Source organism: Streptomyces longispororuber (genome assembly GCF_014656095.1).
Classification (GTDB): domain Bacteria; phylum Actinomycetota; class Actinomycetes; order Streptomycetales; family Streptomycetaceae; genus Streptomyces; species Streptomyces longispororuber.
On record NZ_BNBT01000007.1, the window covers coordinates 49,879 to 75,266 of the forward strand.

General features: G+C 74.5%; 19 protein-coding genes and 2 pseudogenes. 7 read left to right on the plus strand and 14 right to left on the minus strand.

Annotation, left to right across the window (positions count from 1 at the left end):
* Nucleotides 1-7 precede the first annotated feature (7 nt).
* From IE330_RS04025 to IE330_RS04035, 3 genes are read right to left on the minus strand one after another with little or no spacing between them, the layout of a single operon-like run.
* Nucleotides 8-925 (minus strand): geranyl diphosphate 2-C-methyltransferase, encoded by a 918-nt coding sequence (locus IE330_RS04025; protein WP_190134432.1) that lies wholly within the window; start codon nucleotides 923-925, stop codon nucleotides 8-10.
* Between the two features lie 17 nt (nucleotides 926-942).
* The gene (locus IE330_RS04030; RefSeq protein ID WP_190134433.1) at nucleotides 943-2,199 is read right to left on the minus strand and encodes a family 2 encapsulin nanocompartment cargo protein terpene cyclase; all 1,257 of its coding nucleotides are present in this window, start codon (nucleotides 2,197-2,199) and stop codon (nucleotides 943-945) included.
* Nucleotides 2,200-2,240: 41 nt separating this feature from the next.
* Nucleotides 2,241-3,653 (minus strand): family 2B encapsulin nanocompartment shell protein, encoded by a 1,413-nt coding sequence (locus tag IE330_RS04035; protein ID WP_190134434.1) that lies wholly within the window; start codon nucleotides 3,651-3,653, stop codon nucleotides 2,241-2,243.
* A 689-nt stretch (nucleotides 3,654-4,342) separates the two neighbouring features.
* On the opposite strand from IE330_RS04035, the gene IE330_RS04040 reads away from it, so the two are divergent.
* The 4 genes from IE330_RS04040 (at nucleotide 4,343) to IE330_RS04055 (ending at nucleotide 8,422) form a co-directional block, all read left to right on the plus strand.
* A complete protein-coding gene (locus IE330_RS04040) occupies nucleotides 4,343-4,837 on the plus strand; it encodes a cupin domain-containing protein (protein WP_190134435.1) in 495 nt (164 codons plus the stop codon).
* A gap of 82 nt (nucleotides 4,838-4,919) precedes the next feature.
* Nucleotides 4,920-6,092 (plus strand): M24 family metallopeptidase, encoded by a 1,173-nt coding sequence (locus IE330_RS04045; protein ID WP_190134436.1) that lies wholly within the window; start codon nucleotides 4,920-4,922, stop codon nucleotides 6,090-6,092.
* 63 nt (nucleotides 6,093-6,155) lie between these two features.
* On the plus strand, nucleotides 6,156-7,037 hold the full coding sequence (locus IE330_RS04050) for an aminoglycoside 6-adenylyltransferase (protein WP_190134437.1): 882 nt from the start codon (nucleotides 6,156-6,158) through the stop codon (nucleotides 7,035-7,037).
* A 137-nt stretch (nucleotides 7,038-7,174) separates the two neighbouring features.
* A complete protein-coding gene (locus IE330_RS04055; protein ID WP_190134438.1) occupies nucleotides 7,175-8,422 on the plus strand; it encodes an MFS transporter in 1,248 nt (415 codons plus the stop codon).
* Here IE330_RS04055 and IE330_RS04060 read toward each other — a convergent pair.
* Nucleotides 8,406-9,980, minus strand: a complete 1,575-nt coding sequence (locus IE330_RS04060; protein ID WP_190134439.1) for a GMC oxidoreductase — start codon at nucleotides 9,978-9,980, stop codon at nucleotides 8,406-8,408. The two genes, IE330_RS04055 and IE330_RS04060, sit on opposite strands and share 17 nt — an antisense overlap.
* 361 nt (nucleotides 9,981-10,341) lie before the next feature.
* Between IE330_RS04060 and IE330_RS04065 the strand changes: the two genes are divergently transcribed.
* Nucleotides 10,342-10,884, plus strand: a complete 543-nt coding sequence (locus IE330_RS04065; protein WP_190134440.1) for a hypothetical protein — start codon at nucleotides 10,342-10,344, stop codon at nucleotides 10,882-10,884.
* Between the two features lie 52 nt (nucleotides 10,885-10,936).
* On the opposite strand, the gene IE330_RS40185 is transcribed toward IE330_RS04065, so the two are convergent.
* The 3 genes and pseudogenes from IE330_RS40185 to IE330_RS04075 all read right to left on the minus strand — a co-directional run bounded on the left by IE330_RS40185 (nucleotide 10,937) and on the right by IE330_RS04075 (nucleotide 14,437).
* Nucleotides 10,937-11,563, minus strand: coding sequence for an Orn/Lys/Arg family decarboxylase (locus IE330_RS40185; protein ID WP_506005374.1), 627 nt, complete (start codon nucleotides 11,561-11,563; stop codon nucleotides 10,937-10,939).
* Nucleotides 11,564-11,605: 42 nt separating this feature from the next.
* A pseudogene (locus IE330_RS04070) lies at nucleotides 11,606-13,348 on the minus strand (Orn/Lys/Arg decarboxylase N-terminal domain-containing protein); the annotation flags it as partial.
* A 237-nt stretch (nucleotides 13,349-13,585) separates the two neighbouring features.
* Nucleotides 13,586-14,437, minus strand: coding sequence for a LysR family substrate-binding domain-containing protein (locus IE330_RS04075; RefSeq protein WP_190134441.1), 852 nt, complete (start codon nucleotides 14,435-14,437; stop codon nucleotides 13,586-13,588).
* A 106-nt stretch (nucleotides 14,438-14,543) separates the two neighbouring features.
* Between IE330_RS04075 and IE330_RS04080 the strand changes: the two are divergent.
* Both IE330_RS04080 and IE330_RS04085 read left to right on the plus strand, forming a co-directional pair.
* A pseudogene (locus IE330_RS04080) lies at nucleotides 14,544-14,936 on the plus strand (DUF5997 family protein); the annotation flags it as partial.
* 247 nt (nucleotides 14,937-15,183) lie between these two features.
* Nucleotides 15,184-16,029 carry a pentapeptide repeat-containing protein gene (locus IE330_RS04085; protein ID WP_190134442.1) on the plus strand — a complete coding sequence of 282 codons (846 nt, stop codon included), beginning with the start codon at nucleotides 15,184-15,186 and terminating at the stop codon, nucleotides 16,027-16,029.
* A 40-nt stretch (nucleotides 16,030-16,069) separates the two neighbouring features.
* Here IE330_RS04085 and IE330_RS04090 read toward each other — a convergent pair whose 3' ends face one another.
* From IE330_RS04090 to IE330_RS04120, 7 genes are all read right to left on the minus strand, one after another.
* Nucleotides 16,070-17,305, minus strand: a complete 1,236-nt coding sequence (locus IE330_RS04090) for a glycosyltransferase (RefSeq protein ID WP_190134504.1) — start codon at nucleotides 17,303-17,305, stop codon at nucleotides 16,070-16,072.
* A gap of 276 nt (nucleotides 17,306-17,581) precedes the next feature.
* Nucleotides 17,582-18,484 (minus strand): glycoside hydrolase family 19 protein, encoded by a 903-nt coding sequence (locus IE330_RS04095; protein WP_190134505.1) that lies wholly within the window; start codon nucleotides 18,482-18,484, stop codon nucleotides 17,582-17,584.
* 262 nt (nucleotides 18,485-18,746) lie between these two features.
* Nucleotides 18,747-19,379: an isochorismatase family protein gene (locus IE330_RS04100; protein ID WP_190134443.1), complete on the minus strand. Its 633-nt coding sequence runs from the start codon at nucleotides 19,377-19,379 to the stop codon at nucleotides 18,747-18,749.
* A gap of 79 nt (nucleotides 19,380-19,458) precedes the next feature.
* Nucleotides 19,459-21,102 carry a (2,3-dihydroxybenzoyl)adenylate synthase gene (locus tag IE330_RS04105; RefSeq protein ID WP_190134506.1) on the minus strand — a complete coding sequence of 548 codons (1,644 nt, stop codon included), beginning with the start codon at nucleotides 21,100-21,102 and terminating at the stop codon, nucleotides 19,459-19,461.
* A gap of 77 nt (nucleotides 21,103-21,179) precedes the next feature.
* The gene (dhbC, locus tag IE330_RS04110; protein ID WP_373314561.1) at nucleotides 21,180-22,352 is read right to left on the minus strand and encodes an isochorismate synthase DhbC; all 1,173 of its coding nucleotides are present in this window, start codon (nucleotides 22,350-22,352) and stop codon (nucleotides 21,180-21,182) included.
* 252 nt (nucleotides 22,353-22,604) lie between these two features.
* The gene (locus IE330_RS04115; protein WP_190134445.1) at nucleotides 22,605-23,492 is read right to left on the minus strand and encodes a 2,3-dihydro-2,3-dihydroxybenzoate dehydrogenase; all 888 of its coding nucleotides are present in this window, start codon (nucleotides 23,490-23,492) and stop codon (nucleotides 22,605-22,607) included.
* A 242-nt stretch (nucleotides 23,493-23,734) separates the two neighbouring features.
* On the minus strand, nucleotides 23,735-25,213 hold the full coding sequence (locus tag IE330_RS04120; RefSeq protein WP_190134446.1) for an MFS transporter: 1,479 nt from the start codon (nucleotides 25,211-25,213) through the stop codon (nucleotides 23,735-23,737).
* Nucleotides 25,214-25,388 lie beyond the last annotated feature (175 nt).

Sequence of the window (25,388 nt, forward strand, 5' to 3'; positions counted from 1 at the left end):
TGCGGTCTCAGACGCGGTCGGCGGCGATGAGGACGTACTGGAACGAGCCGTCCTTGTAGGAGTTGATGAACGCCTCCTCGATGCCCGTGACCAGGGACGACGTGGCCCTCAGCTCCCAGTACGGCAGGGTCGCCGGAGTGAGGTCGACGACGGCCTGCGGGACGAGACGGTTGTCCGCCATGGCACGCAGGTACTCCCGGCGCGAGTGGATGTTGCACTCGAAGTGCGCGTTGATCTGCGAGACCCACTTCGACGGCTGGCCGTAGCGCGGGTTCCAGCAGCCGGTGACGGTCACGTACCGGCCGCCGACGCCGAGGATGCGGGCGTGCTCGGCCATGAGGTCGTGCAGGTCGACGTACATGCTGGACTCGTTGTTCCAGGAGGCGGCCGTCTGGCCGGTCTCGAAGGGCATGTCGAGCATGTTGCAGACGCGGGACTGGACGTGGTCCTCGATGCCCAGCTCCAGGGCGCGCTGGTTGCCGAACTCGGCCTGCTTGGCCGACAGGGTCACGCCCTCGACCCGGCAGCCGAACCGCTGGTGGGCCATCACCATCGTGCCGCCGCGGCCGCAGCCCGCGTCCACCAGGGCGTCGTCGCGGGTGATGTCGCCGAGGTGGTCGAGGAGCAGCGAGGCCTGCGCCGACTCGAGCCGGTGCAGCTCGGCGACCAGCCGCTTCTCGTACGCGTCGTCCTTGGGGTCGCCCAGGGCGGCGGTGTCGACGTCGCCGATGCCGTAGTGGTGGTGGTAAAGACCGTCGACGTCCCCGAGGCGCAGGTTGACCGGCCGGGCCTCGTGGTCCCAGTAGCGGGCGATGTCGCCCTGGTAGGGCGTCGCCGGGGCGGGGATGAACACGGACGCGTCCCCGGCGTCGTTCCCAGCGGTGGTCGCGGTGCTGACATCGGCGGTGACATCGGTGCTGGACACGGTGAAGTCCCCCTCGTTTACCAGAAGTCGGGCAGGCTGTAGCGGTAGGTGTTGGTCATGTGCCAGTAGTGGTTGCCGTCGACCCAGACGGCCACGCCCCTGAGGAAGCGCACGACACGCGGGTCGGGGCAGGACGCGGCGAGCTCGGCGGCCGCGGCCTCGAACTCGTGCATGAGCTCGTTGTGGACCTCGACCGCCTTGAGGTAGCCCTCCTTGGCGGAGACGCCCTCGCGTTCGGCGATCACCACGGGCAGGTTGAGGTGCTTGCCGGGGCTCGCGAGTTCCTTCGTGTACGAGTACAGGTCGTTGACGATGGTGGTAGCGTTGCCGGCGAGCGCGATGACGCGCTGCATGGCGGGCAGCGCGTGCAGGTCGGCCGGGAGTTCGTAGCCGCCGACGGTGTCGGTGATGGTGGGGCACGGGCGGAAGTTGTTGAACTGCCGCATGGCCAGGTACTCCCACACCTGCGGCACGTACTCCGTCTCGGCCCACGCCGCCTCCGCGAGGTAGCCCATGTGCAGCCGGGCCATGTCGTGCCGGAACCGGTCCGCCTGGGAGGGGCTGGCGAGCTGGACGAAGTACTCCATGGCGGAGGTGTACGCGCGCCGCGGGGCGTCCGAGCCGAGCGACTCCAGCCAGGCCGGGGCGTACTCCTCGGTCGTGTGCAGCGGGTCGAGCGCGGTGTGCGCGAGCAGCAGCCTGCCGCCCAGGCCGACCGGGGAGCCGCCGTGGTCCTCGCAGTAGCAGTCGTCGACGGCGTTCTCCGCGACCATCAGCCGGGTGGCGGCCATCACGTGCTCGACGGTGGGCGCGTCGGGGTGGCAGGCGACCATGTACCGGCCGACGGAGAAGCCGTCGAACTGGTCCTCCCACTCCGGCGGGTAGGCCTCCACCTCGTCCACCGCCCACCTCTTGATCCGGTGGCTGACCTCCTCCACCCGTACGGGGTCGGGCTCCGGGACGGGGTGGTGGTAGAGGCCGGGGACCGGGCGGCCCTCGGCCGGGGGCGGCGGCTCGGGCGTCTCCGGCCGGGGCGGCTCGGGCGGCTCGGGGCGCGGCGCCGCGGGGGGCTCCGCGCGCGGGGCCCGGCTCAGGCCCGCCGTGCCGAGGCCGCTGGGGCCGCGCAGGACGCGCTCCAGGAGGGGCGCAGGGGTGGCGGGGGCCGCGGGGGCTTCCGGCGCGGGTGTGCCGTGCGCCTTCGCGAGGACGTAGGGCCCGATGTGGGACGTGGCGGCCGGGCTCACGGGCGGGGAAGGGGACCCGGGGTCGGGCATCCGTAGCTCCTCGTTCTGGTCGGGCTCGTGGGCTGGTCGGGCTAGTCGGGCCTGCGGGCGATCTGTACGTTCTCCAGCACGCCGAGCGCGTCGGGCACGAGGACGGCGGCGGAGTAGTACGCCGTCACCAGGTAGGACATGACGGCCTGCTCGTTGATGCCCATAAAGCGCACCGACAGGCCCGGCTCGTACTCGTCCGGCAGGCCGGTCTGGCGCAGGCCGACGACGCCCTGCTTGTCCTCGCCCGTGCGCATGGCGAGGACGGAGCTGGTGTTCTCCTTGCTGATGGGGATCTTGTTGCAGGGCAGGATCGGCACCCCGCGCCAGGCCGGGACGTGCTGCCCGCCCACGTCGACGTGTTCCGGGTAGACCCCGTCCGCGTTGAACCCGCGTCCGATCGCGGCGATCGTGCGGGGGTGGGCCAGGAAGAACTTGGTGCCGCGGCGGCGGCAGAGCAGCGCGTCCATGTCGTCCGGGGTGGGCGGGCCGGAGTGCGGCTGGATGCGCTGCTTGGGGACGACGTTGTGCAGCAAGCCGAACGAGGGGTTGTTGATCAGCTCGTGCTCCTGGCGCTCGCGCAGCGCCTCGATCGTGAGCCTGAGCTGCTCCTCGGTCTGGTTCATCGGCCCGTTGTAGAGGTCGGCGACGCGGGTGTGGACCCGCAGCACGGCCTGGGCCAGGGAGAGTTCGTACTCGCGGGGGCGGAGTTCGTAATCCACGAAGGTGCCGGGGAGCTCCGGCTCGCCGGTGTGGCCGGCGGACATCGCGATCTCGGCCTCCCCGTGGCGGTTCTGCCGCTGCCGGGTGCGGGAGGTGAACTCCTCGACGTGTTCCTGGAGGTGCGGCGCGGAGGACCGGACGGCGGCGAAGTCCTCGCGGGACAGGGTGAGGAGCGTGCCCGCGGTCTCGGCGGTGGCGGTGCACTCCCAGGTGGCGTCGGCGTCGAGCAGGGCGTGGTCGCCGTACCGGTCGCCGTCGCCGAGCACGGCGACGTCGACGTCCTCGCCGTACTTGCCCGCGGCGGTCTGCCGGACGCGGCCGTGGGCGATCAGATGGATCTCCCCGGCGGGCGTGCCGCGCTCCACCAGCACCTCACCGGCGCGGAAGTCGCGCTGGACGCACCGGTCGGCGAGCGCGGTCAGCACGTCGTCCTCGTCGAAGCCGCGCAGGACGGGCAGTTCGCCGAGCTCGCGGGGGATGACGCGGACGTCCGCTCCGTCCTGGAGGAACTCGATGCGGCCGTCCCCCACGGTGTACGTGAGGCGGCGGTTGACCCGGTAGGCACCGCCCTTGGTCTCCACCCAGGGGAGCATCCGCAGCAGCCAGCGGGAGGTGATCTCCTGCATCTGCGGGGCCGACTTGGTCGTGGTGGCGAGGTTGCGGGCAGCCGTCGTGCCCAGGCTGGACCGCGGTTGCGGCGCCTGCCGCGCCTCCGGGTCGGCGTCAACGCTCATCGGTCAGGGTCTCCTTCGTCAGGGCCACGCGCGTGCCGGCGGGGCCACGCGTGTGTCTCGGAGCAGCGAACGGCATACCTGCGCACAAGTACGGAAAGGGGGAACCGGGTGCCAATGCCGGTGAATCCGTCCAGAACTCCGGGAACCGTAACGGCACTTGTGCCCGGCCCACCCGGGAAAGAGGCCGGTATTACTTCGATGCGGTGAGCTTGGCCGACGCGGTGTTTGGCGCCGGGACCACCGGGTTTTCGGACACCGGCGCGCACGCCCGCGGCAGAGGCGCGCGGGCGCGCCCACCTCGGTGCCCCGGCGCCTCGACCGCAGCCGACGGGTGGGCACCGTGCGCCTGTCCCGGCCGCCGGGCGCTGTCCGCGGGGGCGTTTTCCGGACCTCCGGGCGTCGAACGTGATCACGATGGCCTGCCGTCCGTACGGCGTCTGTTCGGACGCGGCACGCCCGCAGCCGACGACGGCGGCGCGTGCGACGCGCGGCCAGTCGCCGCAGGGCGGCCCGTCTCCGACGACGGCGCCCCGACCGCCCGCATGTCTGGCCCTGGACGACGCCCCTCCCCCGTACGGCCCCCGGCTGCCGTACGGGCACCTCGTCCCGCCGAGGCCGGGCGGCCGCGCCTCATCTGGGCCGTTTAGGATTCGACCATTCCACTGCTCAGCCCGGAGGTGCCGATGTCCGTGCCGGAGACGCCCCGCCTCCTGCTCTCCCTCGACGAGCTCGTCCCGTCCGCGTCCTCCGCGCGGGGCGGCGCGCTGTGGAAGCTGGCGGAGCGGCGACGGCAGCTCGACGCCAACCTCATCAGGCTTCCTGCCTCCGGCAGCGTGGCGCTGCACGTCGAGAACGCCCTGGACGTCCTGCTCGTCGTGGTCGCGGGCGACGGCCACCTGGACGGTGACGACGCCTCGCTCCCGCTGACCACCGGATCCGTGGCCTGGCTGCCGCGTTCTTCGCGGCGCGGGCTGCGGGCGGGGTCCGACGGCCTGGTGTACCTGACCGTGCACACGCGCCGTCCGGGAATGGGCATCGCCGGCCCCGCCGCGGCGGCGGAGGGCGGGGAGGCCCCGTGCGCCCTGGACCGGGTCTGCCCGCACTGCGGCACGATGCGCGCCGAGGCCCGGGCCCCCTTCTGCGCCTGGTGCGGGGAGCGGCAGGACCCGAACGCCGACCGCTGAGCCGCCGCGCCCGTTGCCCGCGCGCGTCCGCGTCGCCCGCGTCGTCCGCGCCGCCCGGGCCCCTGGTGCACACTGGGACGGCATGACGCGATCACTGAGCCCGACCGTCCAACAGCAGGTGAGCGAGCCGGAGTTCCCCCCGGAGGAGTACGCGCGGCGGCTGTCCGCCGTACGGCTCGCGGCCGAGCGGCAGGGTCTGGCCGCGGTGCTGGTCACCGCCCCCGAGGACGTCCACCACCTGACCGGTCTCGACCATCAGGGGCACTTCGCCGTGACCGGGCTGCTGGTGCCGCTGGACGGCGTGCCCGTCCTGGTCGAGCGCGCGATGGAGGCCCCGACGGCGGCCGCGCAGACGCACGGCGTGGGCCACCGCGGCTACGGCGACGCCGAGGACCCCGCCGAGGCGCTGCTCGACGTCCTCACCCAGCTCGTGGCGCCCGGGAGCGCCGTGGGCTACCAGGCCGCCGCGCCGAACCTGCCGCCCGCCGTCTGGGACCGGCTGCGGGGCTCGGCGGCCGTCCGCTGGACGCCCTGCGACGACCTGCTCGCCCAGGAGCGGCACGTCCACACGGAGCGCGAGATCGTCCGCATCCGCGAGGCCGCCCGGCTGTCCGACACGGCCATGGCGGCGGGCCTCGACGCCGCCGCCGCGGGAGCGCGGGAGTGCGAGGTCGCCGGGGCGGTGTACGCGGCCATGCTGGACGCGGGCGGCGACCTGCCCGCCTTCGCGCCGCTCGTCCGCAGCACCGAGCGGCTGACACAGGAGCACCTGACCTGGTCGCGGCACCGGTTCCACCCGCGCGACGCCGTCTTCCTCGAACTGTCGGGGGCGCGGGGCCGCTACCACGCGCCCCTCGCCCGCCTGCTCCACCTGGACCGCCGCGACGCCGCGCGCCACGCCCGCGCCGCCGAGACCTCGCGGGCGGCGATGGCCGCGCTGCGCTCGGCGCTGCGTCCCGGGCACACCGCCGAGCAGGTCTTCCGCGCCTGGCACGCGGTCGTCGAGTCGGCCCTGGGCCGGCCGTACGCACGGCACCACTGCGGCTACCTGGTGGGCATCGGCTTCCCGCCCGGCTGGATGGGCGGCTCGCGCACCCTGCGCCCGGGCGAGACCATGCCGCTGCGTCCGGGCATGACGTTCCACATCCAGTCCTGGCTCCTCGACGACCGCCTGGGCACGCACGCCTTCTCGGACACCGCCCTGGTCACCGAGGACGGCTGCGAGGTGCTCACGCGGACGCCGCACACGGACTGAGGGCCGGGGCCCGGCGGACGCCCCGTCCGGGATGCTCGTACGGGGCGCAGTACCGTAACGGACATGATCGCCAGAACCGATGAAGACGCGGCCGACGGGATCGTCGGGCGGGTGCTGGAGTGGGCGCGGCGGCGCCCGGACGTCCGGGCGGTCCTCCGTACGGGCTCGCGGGCGCGCCGCGACGGCACGGTGGACGCCTTCTCCGACCACGACATCGAGCTGTACACCACCGACCCCGACCGGTACGACAGCGGCGACTGGGTGGAGGAGCTGGGCCCGGTCGTGGTGCAGGTCGGCCTGGAGGGACCGTGGGAGAACCCCGCGCGGCTGGTGTTCTTCGAGGGCGGCGTCAAGGTCGACTTCCAGGTGGTGCCGGCGGCCCGCCTGGAGAAGCTGGCCGCGGAGGGCCTGGACGAGCTGCACGAGCGCGGCTACGAGGTGCTGTGGGACCGCGACGGCGCGACCGCCGGGCTGCCGGAGGCCGGCGGCACGGTGGTGGCCGAACTCCCCGACGCCGAGGAGTTCGCGGAGGTCTGCGCGGAGTTCTGGTTCGAGGTGGCCCACCTGCCGCGCTGCCTCGCGCGCGGCGAGCTGTGGGTGGCCAAGTCCCGGGACGCGACCACGAAGGAACTGCTCGAGTGCGTGATCGAGTGGCACGCCCTGACGCGCCGGGGCACCGGCCACGACGTCTGGTACGGCGGCACCCGCATGCGGCGGTGGGCGGCGCCCGGCGTGTGGGAGCGCCTGCCCGGCACCTTCGGCGGCTTCGACGCGGAGGACGCGCTGCGGGCCGCCCGCGCGACGGCCGACCTCTTCGCCGAGCTGGCGAAGGAGGTGGCAGAGGCCCACGGCCTCCCCTACCCCCACAAGGCCGAGCAGGCCATCCGCCCCACCCTCGAAACGGTCCCCGCCCTCGGCGATGACCCCGGGCGCACACGCCCCTGACCCGGGCGGCACGCCGTCCTGCACAACCACTGGTTGTACAAGGCTGGTGCTCAGTTGTTTGATCCCCGCACCCCACAGTCGCTTGGATGCCGGTGAGCAGCAGGCGGACGGCCGGAGCGGTGAGGGTGGCGGCGGGGATGACGGGCAGGCGGACCCTGGGGCCGCACTTCGGACGGTTGTGGACGGCGTACGCGGTGAACGCGTACGGCACCTGGCTGGGGTTCGGCGCGTTCCCGCTGATCGCGGTCTCCGTGCTGCGCTGCGGCCCGGCCGAGGTGGCGGCGCTGGCCGCCACGGGGCGGGCCGCGGGGGCGGTGGCGGCGCTGCCGCTGGGGCCCTGGGTGGAGTTCCACCGCAAGCGGCCGGTCATGGTGGCGATGGACCTGACCCGGGGGCTGGCGCTGCTGAGCGTCCCCGCGGCGTACGCGCTCGGCCGGCTCACCTTCGTCCAGCTCCTCGCCGTCTCCGTCGTCGTCGCCACGGCGGGGATCGCCTTCACCGCGGCGAGCGGGGCGTACATGAAGGCGCTCGTACCGCCGGAGGGCCTCCTGGCCGCGAACGGCCGGTTCGAGGCCACGACGTGGACGGCGACCATGGTCGGGCCCCCGCTCGGTGGGGCCGCCGTCGGGGTGTTCGGCCCGGTGACGACCGTGGTGGCCGACGCGGTCAGCCACCTGCTGTCGGCGCTGGGCATCCGCTCCCTGAAGGGTCCGGAGCCGCGCCCCGCGCGGACCGGCGGGCCGCGGGCGGGCGCACTGCTCGAAGGGTGGCGCCACCTGCTCGGCCACCCCTCGCTGCGCCCGCTGTTCCTGAACGCGATCGTGGTCAACGGTCTGATCATGGCCGGTGAGCCGCTGCTGGCCGTCCTGCTCCTCGACCGGTACGGGTACGCCCCGTGGCAGTACGGTCTGGTGTTCGCCGTGCCGTGTGTCGGCGGCCTGGTCGGCTCGCGCCTCGCGCACCGGCTGGTGGCACGGTTCGGGCGGCACACCACCCTGCGCGCGGCCGGGGCGCTGCGCGCGTGCTGGCCCCTCGGGCTGGCGTTCGCCGGGCCGGGTGTGCCGGGCATGGTGCTGGTCATCGTCGTCCAGTTCGGCCTGGTGACGTGCTGCGGCGTGTTCAACCCGGTTCTGGCCACCTGGCGGCTCGACCACACCGCCCCCGGTCTTCTCGCGCGCACCCTGACCGCGTGGTCGGTGGGCACCAGCACCGGCATCGCCGCCCTGACCGCCCTGTGGGGCCTGCTGGGCGCGCTCACCGGCCCGCGTGCCGCGCTCGCGGCCGCCGGAGTCCTGCTCCTGTCGACCTCGCTGCTGCTGCCGCGCCGGGGGGACACGGAGGACCGGCCGCCGGTGGAGGCGGCCGGGGTCAGCCGCCGGCCGTGACGATCCCGGCCAGGGCGTGCTCGGCGAGCGCGGTGATGGTCAGGGAGGGGTTGGCGCCGCCGACGCTGCCCGGCAGCAGCGACCCGTCGACGACGTACAGCCCGTGGTGGCCGTGCACCCGGCCGTGGAGGTCGGTGCACCGGCCGATGACGCAGCCGCCGAGGGGGTGGCCGGTGAACGGGTACGGGTTGCTGAGGGTGACGGGCAGGGTGCCGGGGTTGGCGGCGGCGACGCGGGCGCTGTGGGCGCGCAGGGCCCGGGCGGCCTCCGCGGACTTGTCCGGGGTCCAGTCGGCGAGGCGGACGCGGCCGGAGGCACGTTCGTGGCGGAAGGTGCCGCGGTGGTCCCGGTCCACGGTCATGCCGAAGGTGACCACGGCCGGCAGCGCCTGGTACGTGGGCAGCACCCAGTTCTCGACCAGCAGGGGCAGGCTGTACTCGCGGTGCAGGAACACCGCAGAGGCGCTGGGCGAGCCCTGGCTGCCGCCGTGGAAGACGAGGGGCTGGCTGCGCAGGTCGAGCTGGTCCCCGTTGTCGCCGAAGCCGGTGCCGACGGCGGCGGGCAGGTCGGGCAGGTCGCCGCGGTCGCGGGCGGCGACCAGGAGGCGGTTGGTGTTGAGGGTGCCGGCCGCCAGGAACAGCAGGTCGCAGCTCAGCTCGAACCTCTCCACGACGGCCGCGTCGGGGTCCAGGCGGTGGACGCCCACGCGGTAGCCCCCGCCCTTGCGCCGCTCCAGCGAGACCACCTCGTGCAGCGGGCGCAGTTGTACGTGGCCGGTGGCCAGGGCGGCCGGCAGATAGGTGCGGGTGAGGGATCTCTTCGCGCCGTTGCCGCAGCCGAAGTCGGAGTTGCCGACGGTGGCCGACCGCGGCGCGGTGCCCGCGAGTTCGCGGCGTACGACGTCCCAGTCGAACGTCGACTCCAGCGGGAAGGGCGTCCACCCCGCCCGGCGGAGCTGGCGGTCCCACACCCGGGAGTGCGTGAAGGGGGTGGAGCGGTAGACGTCGTCGGGCATGCGGGAGGCGCCGAGCATGGCGTGGGCCTTGGGGAACCAGGTCCGGGCGAAGGCGTCGTAGCTCAGCCCGGCGGGGTAGAGCGAGGCGAAGTAGCGGCGGGGCGGGGCGAGCGTGACGCACGTGTAGACCACCGAGCCGCCGCCGACCGCGGCGGCGCAGGCGATGTCCAGGCCGGTCTCCTGGGACACCTCCATGACACCCCCGCTCGGCCGTACCGGCACCGGGGGCATGGCGGGCCAGCGGGCGGTGCGGCGCCGCCAGAACATGGTGTCGGTGATGCCGTGGGCGGAGCCGAAGAGGTGCCGGTCGGGGGCGACCGGCCATTCCCGGCCGCGTTCGAGGACGAGTGTGTCGACGCCCGCCTCGCCCAGGCGCAGCGCGGCCACGGAGCCGCCGAACCCGGAGCCGATCACGAGGGCGCGGAAGTGGGTGCGGCGGCCGTCGCGCGCGCGGCGGCCACCGCCGCGGGCTGCGGCCTCGCCGAGCCCGGCGAGCGCGCCGCTCGCCGCGAGGCCGAGGAATCCACGACGGGACAGGGGCATGGGCCCTCCGAGGGGTGAGGTGCGTGCGGTGGAGCGGGCGGAAGACGGGCCGGGCGGAGGACGGGGCGGGGACGGTGAGACGGGACGGCAGGGCTGCGGACGCCCGGGAACGCCCGACGCCCGACGCCCGACGCCCGACGCCCGACGCCCGACGCCCGACGCCCGACGCCCGACGCCCGACGCCCGACGCCCTGCCAACGCCTGACCGGTGGGGCCGGTCACTGTCGCCGTACGCCGGGTTCCGGCCGGGGGCGGCACCGTACGGGCGGCGGGGCGCGGAACGTTCCGGCGTGCGCGCGCGTCCTCAAGGACGGACGAACGTGTCGTCCGGTGACAAGCGCGACGACCACGAGCCGTCGTCGTGGGAAGTGAGCAAGCCATGGCCATGGTGGGCCTGTTCTGGATCGCCCAGGGCGATGTGTACGTGGGCGCGAAGCCGTCCGGCCTTGCTCCGGGGGTGCGGCTGACGCCCGAGGGCGTGCTGGGCCTCGGCGAGGGGCAGTCCGGCCTGCGCCTGTGGGAGGACGTGAGCGCCCTGACGGTGGCGGACGTCCCGGTGAAGTCGCTGCTGCGGCGGGCCGGCGCGGTCAAGGACCTGGCGGTGGGCACGGTGCTGATGCTCGCCCAGCCCATGGGCGCGGGTCCGGCGGAGGAGGCCCCGGCGGTGATGACCGTGCGCGTGGAGTCCTCCGACGGCGTCCACGAGCTGGCGGCCCACGTGGCCACCGCGAGCTACTCACGGGCGGAGGTCGCCCTCTCCCGCACCCTGCTGGCCCGCCTCACGGAGGGCGCCGCCACGATGTCGACGACGCTGGCGGCGATGGCCGAGTGGGGCAGGACGCGGGAGGGCGGGACGCCCCGGGGTCCGCAGCGGGAGAGGCTGCTGCGGGAGTGGGCGGCGTAGCGGACCGCCGCGCGGAGCGGCCGGGCCCGGGCGTCGGGTGGCCGGGCCCGGGTCAGGGCGCGGTGCCGCTCGGGCGCGCGGACTCCTCGGGGTGGCTCGCGCGGGCCGGTGGTACGGCCTGGCCCTCCGCGGTGGGGGCCGTGCGCTCGTCCGCGGTGGGGAGCAGGCATTCGATGAGGTAGTCGCCGGTGTCCGGGTCGAGGGTCACGCCGTGGGTCTCGCTGTGGAAGCCGGGGAAGCGGCGGTCGAAGGACTCCAGAGCGGTGAGGTAGCGCAGCAGGGGGCCGTCGGCGGCACCGACGCACTCCCCCGGCATGAGGACGGGGATGCCCGGTGGCGTGACCGTGACCATGGCGGCGGCCACCTGGCCCGGGGCGTCGCGCAGCGCGACGCGGTGCGTGCCGCCGCGGACCAGCCGCTGGTAGCACCGCTGGGGCGGGGCGACCGGCTCCGGCAGCTCCCGGAAGGCGGTCTCCAGCAGGGTGACCAGGTGGGCCGAGCGCAGGTGGTCGTGCATCTGCTGGCACAGGCCGCCCAGGGTCTGCCCGGCGTAGCGCCGGGGGTGGGCGGCGGTCAGGGCGGGCAGGACGCGGTCGAGCGGGGCGTCCTGGTCGAAGAGGGCCTTGAAGTCCATCAGCGCGTCGAGGAGGGTGCCCCACTTGCCCTTGGTGATGCCCATGGAGAACAGCACGAGGGTGGTGTAGGTGTCGGTCTTCTCCACGACGATGCCGCGCGTGGCCAGGTACGCGGTGAGGACCCGTGCCGGGATGCCCCAGGCGGCGGTCGCACCCGTCGCGTCGATGCCGGGGCAGGTGAGGGTGACCTTGACGGGGTCGAGCATGCAGTAGCCGTCGGTCAGGCCCGGGAAGCCGTGCCAGGCGGCGCCGGGTTCCAGGTGCCAGCAGGCCGGTTCGGTGCGCAGCAGCTCGGCGGGGGCCTCGTCGAACGGCAGTCGGGCACCGCTGTCCGGGTCGGTGACCGTGTCGGGCTGCCACACGCCGAAGAGCCAGGGCGGCCGGTCACCGGCCTGTTCGACACGGCGCCGGAGACGCACCATCTCCTGACGGAACCGGACGGCCTCCGTCACGGCCTCGTCGAGGAGGCAGCGCCCCTGCGGCCCGTCCATCATCGCGGTCGCCACGTCCAGCGAGGCGATCATCGGGTAGAGCGGTGAGGTGGTCCCGTGCATCATCAGCGCCTCGTTGAACCGGTCGTGCGCGACGGGCGCCCGGGGCGAGGAGCGGACGTGGACCATCGCGCTCTGCGACAGCGCGGCGAGGAGCTTGTGGGTCGACTGGGTGGCGAAGACCGTGGGCCGGTCCGGGCCGGGGAAGGTGTCCTCGTCCACCGACATGCCGTAGCGGCCCGCGTAGAGCGGGTGGAAGCGCGCGTACGCGAACCACGCCTCGTCGAAGTGCAGCCGGGGGGTGCTCGCGGCGAAGGCCCGTGCCGCCGCCTAGGCGTCGTAGCAGAGCCCGTCGTAGGTGGAGTTGGTGAAGACGGCGTACTGGGGACGGGGCGAGGGCGCCTGTCCGGACAGCGGGTGGGCGGCGACGCGGGCCGCGATCGACTCCGCCGCGAGCTCCGCCGGGGGCAGGGGCCCCGCCAGGCCGTAGCCGTTGCGGGTGGGGATCAGGTAGACGGGGCGGGCGCCGGAGATCACCAGGGAGTGCAGCACCGACTTGTGGCAGTTGCGGTCCACCAGGGCGATCTCGTCCCGGGTGACGCTGAAGTGGCCGACCACGCGGTTGCAGGTGGAGTCCCCGTGCAGCACGAAGTAGGTGAGGTCGGCGCCGAAGACCCGGGCCGCGTTGCGCTCGGCCGCGCCGATCGGGCCGGTGTGCTCGAACAGCGAGCCGAGTTCCTCCACCGAGATGGACAGGTCGCTGCGCAGCAGCCGTTCCCCGAAGTAGCTGTGGAAGGCGCGGCCCGCCGGGGACTTCAGCAGGGCGACGCCGCCGGAGTGGGCGGGGGTGTGCCAGGAGTACTCGTGCGCGTCGTCGAAGCGGCGCAGGGCCCGGAAGAACGGCGGCAGGACGTCCTCCCGGTAGGCGCGGGCGGCGGCGGTGACGCGGCCGCCGATGAAGCCGGGGGTGTCCTCCAGCGGCCACACGTAGCCCACGACGGACTCCGACACCCACAGGGGCAGGTCCTGGGTGCCCTCGTCGCTCATGACGAGGAAGACCGGCAGGCCGTGGTAGCGGCGGCCGATGGAGCGAAGCACCGCGGCGCCGCCCGGTCCGCCGTCGGCGCCGCCCGGGCCCGGCAGTTCCCAGGCGACCAGGGCGGCGGTGAGTCCCGCCTCCGTGCGCAGCACCGCCTGCGCGTCGGCCGCGTCGACCGCCCAGCGCACCGCGAAGCCCCGGGCCTCGATCGCCTCGCGGACGCGCACCAACTGCTGGGCACCCGCGCCGTCGTCCCGTGGGTGTTCGCGTACCGCGACCAGAATCCCGCTGTCCGTCATGCGACTCCCCTCCCGGCGGCGCGCGCCGCCCCGGCCCAGTGTGGGAGCGGCCCGGCCCCGGTGGGGTCCCGCCGGGGGCAAACCACCCGCAGGTGGGAACGGCGGACCGTGGCCGCGGCGCGGGCCGGGGGCCCCGTCAGGGGCGGTACGTCTGTCCGCAGCGCCGGGGCCATGGGGCGGGCCCGCGGCAGCCCTCCACACCGGCCGCGCCCGGGCCGCACCCCGGAAGGACGCGGGCTACGGCCTGCGGCGGGGCTTGCCGCGCTGGGTGGTCTTCGCGCCGCCGGAGCCGCGGCGCGGGCCCTTGCCGGACGCCTTGCCCGTCGGCTTGCCCGAGGCGGTCCTGCCGCTCCCCTTGCCCGCGGCCTTCCCGGTCTGCCCGGTCTTCCCGGTCTGCCCGGTTTTTCCGGCCGCGGGCTGCCGCCGGGCCCCGCCCTTGTCCGCGCGCCGGTCCTTCGCCGGGGCCTCGGCCTCGGCGCGGCGGCCGCGGGTGCTGTTGACGGTGCGGCCCCGGACGATGCCGATGAAGTCCTCCACCCTGTCGGTGGTGGCCTCCTGCGGCCACGACAACGCGACGCGGGAGGCCGGGACGTCCGTGAGCGTGCGGTACGTGAGGTCCTTGCGGTGGTGCAGCCGGGCGAGCGACTGGGGCACGACGAGCAGGCCCACGCCCGCGGCGACCAGCTCCACGGCGTCGGCCGTGGTGGCGGGGCGCTCCAGCGCCGGGCGGCCCGGCGGGTGGTCCCAGTCCAGGGTGTCGTCGAGGGGGTGCAGCACCAGTTCGTCGGCGAGCTCGTCGGGGGTGACCTCGTCGGCCGCCGCGACGAGGTGGTCCTTGGGGACCACGACGACGGTCGTCTCCTCGTACAGCGGGATCGCGCTGAGGTCGTCGCCGTCGACCGGCAGCCGGACGAACCCCGCGTCGGCGTCGCCCCGGCGCAGGGCGCCGCACGCCTCCGCGGAGGGCACCTGGACGAGGGTGAGGGGGATGTCGGGCAGCCGCTCGTTCCAGATGCGCACCCACTTCGAGGGCGTCACCCCGGGGACGTAGGCGAGCCGGAACGCGGTGGAGTCTTCCGAGGCTGTCACCTCGCCAGACTACCGGCCGTAGTCACCCCCGGGCCCACCGGCGGGGGCGGCGGGCGTCCGGTCCGCCGTGGTCAGGAGTCGCTCGTTCGATCGATACCCTTGTCCCATGACGTCGCACCACACCGCCCAGACCATGAAGCCCGCCACCGCGGCGAAGAAGCTGGGTGTGTACCTCGAGGCCACCCCCGCCGAGTTCCGGGAGGGTGCCGTCTCGCGGACCGAGCTGAACGCGCTCCAGGCCGACCCGCCCGAGTGGCTGCGGGAGCTGCGCCGCAACGGCCCGCACCCCCGCCAGGTCGTCGCCGCCAAGCTGGGCGTCTCGGTGTCGGGGCTGGCCCGCGCCGGCGTCACCGAGGCCCTCACCACGGAGCAGATCGAGGCGCTGAAGGAGGAGCGCCCCGAGTGGCTGGAGCGCGAGCGCGCCACGCAGGCGGAGGTCCGCAAGGAGACGGTACGGATCAAGGCCCTGCACGCCGAGAAGGCGGAGAAGGCCGAGCAGGCCGCGCGCACCGAGGACACCGGGGAGACCGGCGCGGCGGAGCGCGAGGACCGGCGCGGCCCACGCGCACGCCGCTGACCTCGGCGCACGCCCTAGGACGCCCCGCCCCAGCGCCCCCGGCGGACCGTGGGTACTCTCCCCCGGTGGCGCCCGCCGGGGACGCCACGGACGACAGCGGGCACACCCGCCCACTCGCCCACCCGCCCGCCGCCACCAGACCGCCGCCGTCGCACCAGGAGCCACCGCCTTGTCCCAGCCCACCGCGCACGCCGCCCAGCCCGACCTGCGGGCGGACTGCGGAAGCTGTTTCGGTCTGTGCTGTGTGGCGCTGCCCTTCTCCCGCTCCTCCGACTTCCCGGTGACCAAGTCGGCCGGTTCGCCGTGCGGCAACCTCCTGGAGGACTTCCGCTGCGGGATCCACGAGCGGCTGCGCGACAAGGGCTACAACGGCTGCACGGTCTTCGACTGCTTCGGCGCGGGCCAGAAGGTCTCGCAGGTCACGTTCAAGGGCGTCGGCTGGCGGGAGGAGCCGGGTTCGGCCCGCGCGATGTACGAGGTCTTCCCCGTCGTACGGCACCTGCACGAGCTGCTGAAGTACACCGCGCAGGCCCTGGACCTGGCCGCGGCCCGGCCCGTGCACCGGGAGCTGCGCCGGGCGTACGACCGGATCGACGCGCTGACCCGGGACACGGCCGAGGCCCTGCTGGCCGTGGACGTGGACGCGCTGCGCGGCGAGGTGAACCCGCTGCTGGTGCGCGCCAGTGAGCTGGCCCGGGCGGCGGTGCCGGGCCGCAAGAAGGACCACCGGGGCGCCAACCTCATGGGCGCCCGGCTGCGCGGCGCGAAGCTGCGCGGCGCCGGCCTGCGCGGCGCCCTGCTGATCGCGGCCGACCTGTCCGGCGCGGACCTGCGGGACACCGACGTCATCGGCGCGGACATGCGGGACACGAACCTGCGCGGCGCCGACCTGACCGGCGCTCTCTTCCTCACCCAGCCCCAGCTCAACGCCGCCCACGGCGACGCCCGCACGAAGATCCCGCCCCTCCTGGAGCGCCCCGCGCACTGGGAGGCCCAAGGCACGTCGCGTACCTGACTCCCCGTCCAGGCCCGGCTTCGCGGCGCGGTGGTGCCGGTCAAGGCCATGTCCCCGGACGGGTCTCGAGCCGGGTCCGTACCGGATCCACGGAGTCCTCCGTGGCCAGGCGGGCCGCGAGGGCCTGGGCGCGTGCGCGGTACGACGGGGTGCTCGTCGCGCGGGTGAGCGCCGCGGCGAGGTTTTCGGCGGAGAGGTGGCGCAGCGGCAGTACGCCGGGGGCCGTGCCGAGGGTGGTGAGGCGGTGGGCCCAGAAGGTCTCGTCGAACTGGACGGGGACCGGGACCGCGGGGACGCCCGCGCGCAGCCCGGCGCCGGTGGTGCCCGCGCCGCAGTGGTGGACGACGGCGGCCATGCGCGGGAACAGCAGGCTGTGGGGTACGTCGTCGATGGTCAGGACGTCGTCGCCGGTGACGGACAGGCCCGCCCAGCCGCGCTGGATCACACCGCGCAGGCCCGCCGCGCGCAGGGCGCGGACGACGTGGTCGCCGAGGCGCTCGGGGTCGGGGGTGGTGGCGCTGCCGAGGCCGACGAAGACGGGGGCGGGGCCCGCGGCGAGGAAGTCCTCCAGGTCGGCGGGCAGGGGCCGGGTGTCGTACGGCCACCAGTAGCCCACGACGTCCAGGCCGGGGCGCCAGTCGGCGGGGCGGGGCACGACGTGCGGGCTGAAGCCGTACAGGACGGGCCAGCCGGCGCGTTCACGGGCGCGGCGGGCGGCGGCGACGCCGCGGCGCGGCAGACCGAGCCGGACCCGGGCGTCCCGGACGGCGTCGGTGAAGACCCGCTCCACGGCGGCGGTGACGCCGTGTCCGGCCAGGAGGTTGCCGAGGGAGCCGAGGGAGCGCAGTCCGGCCATCGGCGGCGCGAAGGCGCGGGTGGGGTGCATGGGCTGGAGGTTCACGCCGATGGTGGGCAGCCGCAGCCCTTCGGCGACGGCACAGCCGAGCGGGGCCACCGCTCCGGCCAGGATCAGTACGTCCGCGGTCTCGGCCGCCGCGATGAGGCCGTCGGTGAGCCGGCCGACGAGTTCCCTGGCCATCGACACGACTTTCACCAGTTTGGCCGGGCCGATGCCGCTGCGGTGCAGCTCCCGGCCCCGCTCCGAGTGGAGTTCGGCCCGCGGGTCGATGGGCAGGGGGTGGAAGCGGACGCCGGAGCCGTGTGTCAGGGGGGCGAACATCTCGTGCGTCGCCAGCGTCACGTCGTGTCCGGCCCGGACGAGGCCGGCACCGAGGCCGGTGAACGGGGCGACGTCGCCCCTCGAACCCGCTGTCATCATCACCACGCGCACAGCGCACAGTATGGGAGGCGGGCACGGCGTCACGGGCGGAAACGCGGGAGGTTCACGCGTGGGTCGGCCCGTATGCGCCTTCCGGGCCACCGGTTCGGGCCCCGTCCCCGTTCGCGCCGCCGGTTCGCGCCGCCGGTTCGGGCTGCGTCCCGAGCAGTGGACGGGCGGACCGGCGAGCGGGTGCACCGCAGAGGGGTGCGCCGGTGGACGAGCCGCCGGGTCCGGTCCCGTACGGGCCGGGTCCGGCGGCTCGGTGGCGGGTCAGCAGCTCAGCTTGTCACCGGGGGTGGTGCCGAGGATCTGCGTGAACTCCTTGAAGCGGTTGATCCGGCTCTGCACCTGGGCGGGGTTGCCGCCGTTGCACTCCAGGGTGCCGTTGATGCTGCGGATCGACTCGCCGAAGCCGTGGCCGTCGACGATGGCCTGGTGGCCCGTCACGGTGCCCGGGCCCTTCTGCGTGTTCCAGTACCACAGGCCGGTCTGCCAGGCGACGGACGGGTCCCGCTCGACCAGCCACGGGTTGTTCAGGAGGTCGATGCCGAGCGCGTCACCCGCGGCCTTGTAGTTGAAGTTCCAGCTCAACTGGATGGGGCCGCGCCCGTAGTAGGCGTCGTTGCCCGCGGGGCAGCCGTAGGGCTGGGTCTTGTCGCAGTAGTGCGGGTAGTTGGCCTGGTTCTGCTCGACGACGTGGACGAGCCCGCCGGTCTCGTGGCTGACGTTGGCGAGGAAGGCGGCGGCCTCGCGCTTGCGCACCTCTTCGCTGCCGGTCTTCGTGAACTCGGGGTACGCCTTCAGCGCGTCGACGAGGCCCTGGTACGTGTAGAACGGCTTGCGGTTCGGGAACATCTGCTCGAACTGGGCCTGGCTCACGATGAAGCCGCTGGGGTCGGGGTTGCCGCTCCCGGTGCCGCACTCGCCCTTGTCCACCCAGACGCCCCACTGTCCGGTGGTGCCGGGCGTCTCGCCCCGCGTCCACCACTTGGCCTGCCAGTTGTGGTTGCCGTGCGACACGGTGGAGCCACCGGTGTAGACCGCTCCGGAGTTCCAGGCCGTGGCGCAGGCGGGCGCGGCGGCCGGGGCGGCCGTCGCCGGGGACACGGGGAGCAGGACGGCCACGAGGGCCGCCGCCCCGGAGGCCGCCGAGGCGGCGAGCCACGGCCGCAGCCGCCGGGCGCGGGCGCGGATACGGGCGGTGACGCGTCCTGAGGACTTGCGCTCGTTCAATCTCTTCACTCCTCGGTGCGGCGACGAGCCACGGTGGGGGCCGAGTCGGACTGGGCGCAGTCAACAGCCTTGGTCTATACCAGTCAAGGGTTTAGACCAATCCGGCCGCCGTGAACTCCCCTGCGGCGAGGCGCCGTTCGGCGGGCCGGGCCCACGCCGTCCGGTGGGCGGCGCCACCGGACGGCCGTACCGTCGTTCGAGGTCAGACGCCGTCCAGGACGGTGTCGGTGGTGGTGACCACGGCGCAGCGGCCCGCGGCCCAGCGCAGGGCCATGGCATGGTCGGCGGCGGAGAAGTCGGCGACGGCGTCGGCCACCACGAAGGCCTGGATGTCGCGCATCCAGGCGTCGCAGGCCGTCATCAGGACGCCGATGTGGGCGTAGACGCCGGTGACGACGAGCTGGTCGCGGCCCTGGTCGCGGAGGTCGCGCTCCAGCGACGTGCGGACGAACCCGCTGTACTTCCACTTGGTGAGGACCCGGCCGTCCGGCCCGGGCGCCACGGCGTCGGCGATGGCCGCCGCGTGCGGGTCCGCGGGCAGGCCCGGCCCCCAGAAGTCCTGCTGGAGGCCGCGTTCGGCGGGGGTCTGGCCGCCGGGCTGGGCGGTGTGGACGACGGGGATGCCGAGGGCGGCCGCGCGCAGCTTCAAGGCGCGTACGTTGCGCAGGAGTTCGGTGACCGGCGAGGCCTCGGGGTCGTACGCGGACAGGAAGTAGTTCTGCAGGTCGTGCACGAGCAGCACGGCGCGGTCGGGGTCCACCTTCCAGTCGACGCGGTTGGCGGGCAGGTCCGCGGCGGCGGGCATGGGGTAGGGCGTGATGGTGGGCAGGGCCATGGCGGGGTGCTTTCCGTCAGGAGGGTGCGGGGTGACACGGGGGTGGGGTCACGCGGGGTGCCCGGTGAGGGGTGCGCGGTCAGGGGGTGCCGGGCCGCTGGGCGGCGGCGGCGCGCAGGTCCTTCTTGGAGATCTTGCCCACCCCGGTGTGCGGGAAGGCGTCCACGAACTCGACGCGGTCGGGCACCTTGTACGCGGCGAGGCCCCGCGCGCGGACGAACCGCTTGACCGCGAGGGCCGTCGGCGGCTCCGCGCCCGGCCGCAGGATCACGTACGCGCAGGTGCGTTCGCCGAGGTACGGGTCGGGTTCGCCGACGACGTTGGCGTCGTGGACGGCGGAGTGGGCGAGGAGGTGATTCTCGACCTCCTCGGCGGCGATCTTCTCACCGCCCCGGTTGATCTGGTCCTTGGCGCGGCCCTCGACGACCAGGTGGCCGGTGTCGGTGAGGCGGACGATGTCGCCGGTGCGGTAGAAGCCGTCCGCGGTGAAGGAGCGCGCGTTGTGCTCGGGCGCGTTCCAGTAGCCGCGGATGGTGTACGGGCCGCGGGTCAGCAGGTGTCCGGTGGCGCCGGGTGGCAGGTCGTCGTCCGCGTCGTCGACGACGCGGATCTCGTCGTCCGGGGAGATGGGCCTGCCCTGGGTGGTGACGACGGTCTCCTCGGGGTCGTCCAGGCGGGTGTAGTTGACCAGGCCCTCGGCCATGCCGAAGACCTGCTGGAGCGCGCAGCCGAGGGCGGGGCGGACCCGGCGGGCCGCCTCCTCGCTGAACTTGGCGCCGCCGACGAGCAGGACGTCGAGGCTGCCCAGGTCGTGCGAGGTCGTCTCCGCGGCCCTGGTCCACAGCAGGGCCAGGGGCGGGACGAGGCCGGTGAGGGTCACGCCCTCGCGCTCGATGAGCGGGAAGGCGGTGTCGGGGCCGGGCTGCGGGCAGAGCACGACCCGGGCGCCGGCGTACAGGGCGCCGAGCGTGCCGGGCGACGACAGCGGGAAGTTGTGCGCGGCCGGGAGCACGCAGAGGTAGACGCTGTGCTCGTCGACGCCGCAGATCTCGTTGGAGCCGCGCAGGGAGTAGAGGTAGTCGTCGTGGGTGCGCGGGATGAGCTTGGGGACGCCGGTGCTGCCGCCGGACAACTGCAGGAAGGCCAGGTCGTGCGGGGCGGGCCCGGGTACGTCCGGGCGCGCGGGGGCCGGGGCCGCCACGTCGGCCAGGGCCTCGAACTCCCCGGGGTCCCCCTGGGCGACCCACACGTGCCGCAGCGTCGGCACCTCGGCGCGCACGTGCGCGGCCAGGGCGCGGTAGTCGTAGCCCCCGTGCTCGGCGGCGACGACGTAGGCGGCGGCCTCGGTGAAGCGGCAGAAGTAGGCGATCTCCGTCTCGCGGTGCGCGGGCAGCGCGAACACCGGCAGCGCGCCGATGCGGAAGAGCGCGAAGACGACCTCGAAGAACTCGGCGATGTTCGGGAGTTGGACGACCACGCGCTCGCCGGGCGCGATGCCGCGGGCGAGCATCCCGGCGGCCAGGCGGTCGGCGCGCGCGTCGAGTTCCCCGTACGTCCAGCGGCGGTCGGTGGCGGGGTCGACGACGGCGACCCGGTCGGGGTGGGCGGCGGCCCGCTCGCGCAGCATCCCGCCGAAGGTCTCGCCGCGCCACCAGCCCGCGGCGCGGTAGCGCTCGGCGAACTCCTCGGGCCAGGTGGGGGCGAGCGCGGCGGGGTCGGTCACCGTCCCGCGCGGCCGGGCGGCGGCCGCCGTCGCGTGCGGCGGGGTGTCGGCCGGGTCCGGCAGGGGCTTCTCGGTGGTCACAGCTCGGCTCCCACGGCGGTGAGGAACGTACGGAACTTCGCGGCGGTCTCGGCGATCTCCGCCGCGGGCTCGGACGCGGCCACGACCCCGGCACCGGCGTACAGGCGCAGGGAGGTGCGCTCCGCCTCGGCGCAGCGGATGGTGACGACCCATTCGCCGTCGCCGGTGGCGTCGCCCCAGCCGACCATGCCGGTGAAGAAGCCCCGGTCGAAGGGCTCGCTCCCGCGGATGACCTCGCGGGCGGTGGCGGTCGGGGTGCCGCACACGGCCGGGGTGGGGTGCAGCGCGCAGGCGAGTTCCAGCGCGGAGGTGAGCGGATCGGTGAGGGTGCCGGTGACCGTCGTGGACAGGTGCCACATGGCGGCCGTGCGGATCAGGGTGGGCGTTGCGGGCACGGTCATGTCCGTGCAGTACGGGGCGAGCGCCTGGTGCACGGCGTCGACGACGACGGCGTGCTCGTGCAGGTCCTTGGCGGACTGCAGCAGGGCCGCCGCGCGGCGTACGTCCTCGGCCAGGTCGTCGCTGCGCGGGACGGAGCCCGCGAGCGGGTTGGCGACGACCTGGCGGCCGCGGCGGGACACCAGGAGTTCGGGGCTGGCGCCCAGCAGGGTGCGCCCGGGGCCCGTGGGCAGGGCGAAGGTGTAGCCGCCGGGGTCGCGGCGGGCGAGGCGCTGGAGCATGGCCGGCACGTCCAGGGGCGCGGGACTGTCGAGTTCGAGGGTGCGGGCGAGGACGACCTTGCTGAACTCGCCGCGCCACATGCGGGCGACGGCGTCGGCGACGGCCTCCCCGTAGCGCTCGGGGCCGGGCACCTGGCGGATGCGCCACCGGGCGGGGGCGGGCGGCTCGGCGGGCAGGGCGACGAGGGGGTCGGCGGCCAATGGCGGCGTGCCGCGCACCGCGGCGGGCACGGCCAGTGCCGCCGGGGCCGCCTGGTCGAAGGGTACGGCGCCGATGACGACGGGCGCCTCGACACCCGCCGCCCGTGCGGCGGCCAGGGTGTGCGCGACGCGTGCCGCCAACGGCCGCTCGTCGTGCGGCACTTCGCTGTGGACGCCCTGTCCGAGCAGCGTGCGCGTGGGGGTGCCGAGGAAGCGGGCGCCCGGAGTGTAGGCGGCGAGGAGCGCGGTGGCGGCTCCCACGGCCGGGTGGGCCGGGGCGGACGCCACGCCGGCGTGGTCCGGGACGGCCGCCGCGGCGGGGCCGGCCGGGGCCGGGGCGGGTGTGGCGACACGGGGTGCCGTCGACACGGGGAACTCCGTTTCTCCCGGGCTCCGTCGGCGTGCGCCGGGGTGGCGCGCGGCACGGGCGCGGGTGGGCGTGCGGATGCGGGGTGAGGACGCGGGGGTGTGCTGTGCGGTACGGGCCGGACGGGCCGGACGGGGGGTGCGGCCGCGCGACCGACAGGGCGGTGGTGTTCGTCAGCGGAGGGTGGCGCCGCCGTCGACGTAGAGCTCCTGCATGGTGATGTGGCGGGCCCGGTCCGAGACGAGGAAGAGCACCGCCTCCGCGATGTCCCGGGGCGCCGCGATGCGGCCGAGCGGGATGCCGGTGCGGTACGTGGCCGGGTCACCGTCGATGACCCGCCGGGGCGCCTCGTCGTCGGTCCACAGGGCGCGCTGCATGGCGGTGTCGGTCGAGCCGGGGGCGACGACGTTGCAGCGCACACCGCTGCGGGCCAGTTCCAGGCCGAGGCACTTGGTGTACATGGCGGCCGCGGCCTTGGAGGCGGCGTAGGCGGCCATGCCGGTGCGGGGCACCCCGGCGGCGTTGGAGCCGACGGTGACGACGCTGCCGCCGCCCCGCGCGGCCATGCGCGGCGTGACGGCGCGGGAGGTGTGGAAGACGCCGCTGGTGTTCACGGCGAACGTGTCCGCCCAGTCGGCGTCGGTGAGTGCGGCGGCCGGTCCCGGGCGCAGGATTCCGGCGACGTTGACCAGGATGTCCAGCGGGCCGTGGGTGTCCTCGGTGTCCGCCACGACGGCCTCGACGGACGCCGCGTCGGTGACGTCCATGACGCGGGCGGTGATGGCGCCCTCCGCGTCGGCGCCCTGCCGGTCCTGCCGGCCTCGTCGGTCCTGCCGTTCTCGTCGGTCCTGCCGGTCCCGTCGGCCCTGCCGGTCCGGCCGTCCGACCCACTCGGCGGCGAGCTTCGTGATGCCCTCGGCGGTCCGGTCGGTGGCCACCACGTGGGCGCCCTCGGCGGCCAGCGCCTCCGCGACGGCCGCCCCGATGCCCTGCCCCGCCCCGGTGACCAGGGCTGTTCTTCGGGCGAGTGTGGTGCCGGCACTGGGTATGTGGTCAGGCATGAGCAAACCCCCGGTGTTGGTTAGGTAAGGCTAACCTAATACACAGGCATGACCCGATCGACACCGGGCCATGATCAGACTTTGGTTAGCCTAACCTCAGTACGCCGGTTCGCGGAATGTGGGAGCGGGGGTTCCTCCGGCTGAAGGGCCGCTCCCCCGGGGCGAGTTCGGGGGCGCCTTGGGGCCGCAGGCCTTCAGGCCCCGGGGGGCGGCAAGGGAGGAGGACCAGGTCCGGCAGACCGTCAGGCCCGGGAGCCCGAAGGCGCCGCGGACGACAGCGGTGCCGCGATGTCCTCCAGGGAGCGGCGCTCGGCGCGTACGGCGAGAGCGGCCGCCACCAGTCCGGCCAGCGTCATCAGGGCGGCCCCGACCTGGAAGGCGAGCACCGTGTCGGCGACGACGCCGGACTCGGTCAGCTTCGCGAAGAGCAGCGGGCCGCTGATGCCGCCGGCCGCCGTACCGATGGCGTAGAAGAAGGCGATGGCCATCGCGCGGGTCTCCATCGGGAAGATCTCGCTCACCGTCAGGTACGCCGAACTCGCCCCGGCGGAGGCGAAGAAGAGGACCACGCACCAGCAGGCGGTCAGGGTCTTCGCGGTGAGGTGCCCGCCGTCGAACAGCCAGGCGGTGAGGAAGAGCAGCACCCCGGAGGCCAGATACGTACCGGAGATCATGACGCGGCGGCCGAGCGTGTCGAAGAGGCGGCCGAGGACCAGCGGCCCGACGAAGTTGCCGGCCGCCATCACCGCGAAGTAGTAGCCCGTCGACCCGCTCGGCACGTCGTAGAACGTGGTGAGGATGGTGCCGAACCCGAACGTGATCGCGTTGTAGAGGAAGGCCTGGCCGACGAAGAGCGAGAAGCCCAGAACGGCACGCTTGCGGTAGGTGGACAGGACCGTGCGGGCGATGACGCCGAAGCCGATGCTCTTGCGCGTGTGGACGGTGATCTCGCCCTCGGGCTCGGGGAGCGGGCCGCCCTTCTCCGCCGCGATCTGCCTCTCCACGTCCGCGACGAGCGTCTCCGCCTCCTCGCCGCGTCCGTGCAGGAACAGCCAGCGGGGGCTCTCCGGCACGTTGCGGCGCACCAGCAGGATGACCAGGCCGAGGACCACGCCGAGGGCGAAGGTCAGCCGCCAGCCGACGTTCGCCGCGAAGACGTCGGTGTCGAGGGCGAGTACCGAGAGCAGGGCACCGCCCACCGCGCCGAGCCAGAAGCTGCCGTTGATGACGAGGTCGACGCGGCCCCGGTAGCGGGACGGGATCAGCTCGTCGACGGCCGAGTTGATGGCCGCGTACTCGCCTCCGATGCCGAAGCCCGTCAGGAAGCGGAAGGCGAAGAACCACCAGCTCGAGAAGGAGACCGCGGTCAGCGCGGTCGCCGCGAGATAGACGGCGAGAGTGACCAGGAAGAGCTTCTTGCGGCCGTAGCGGTCGGTGAGCCAGCCGAAGAACAGCGCGCCCGTGCAGGCGCCCGCCACGTACAGGGCCGCGGCGATGCCCGTCACCTGCGCGGCGCTGACGGGCAGGCCGCTGCCCTCCTCGGACAGGCGGCTCGCGATGCTGCCGACGACCGTGACCTCCAGGCCGTCGAGGATCCACACGGTGCCGAGCCCGATCACGACCGTCCAGTGCCAGCGCGACCACGGGAGCCGGTCCAGCCGCGCCGGTACGGACGTCGTCACCGTGCCGGTCCGCGCACCCGTCCGGTCTTCTGTCGCCATCGCCGCCTCCTTCACCCGCCCGGCCGGGGCCCGTTCCCCCGGCGCTCCCGGCCGCGCCCGGCCGTGGCGTACCACCGCTTTCCCTGTGCCGATCGGCGCACACGTCCGCGTGACCGGCCGCGGGGCGCGCGGCGGCGTTTTCGAGCAGCAGGAGGCTGCGGGGCTTGTCTGGCCT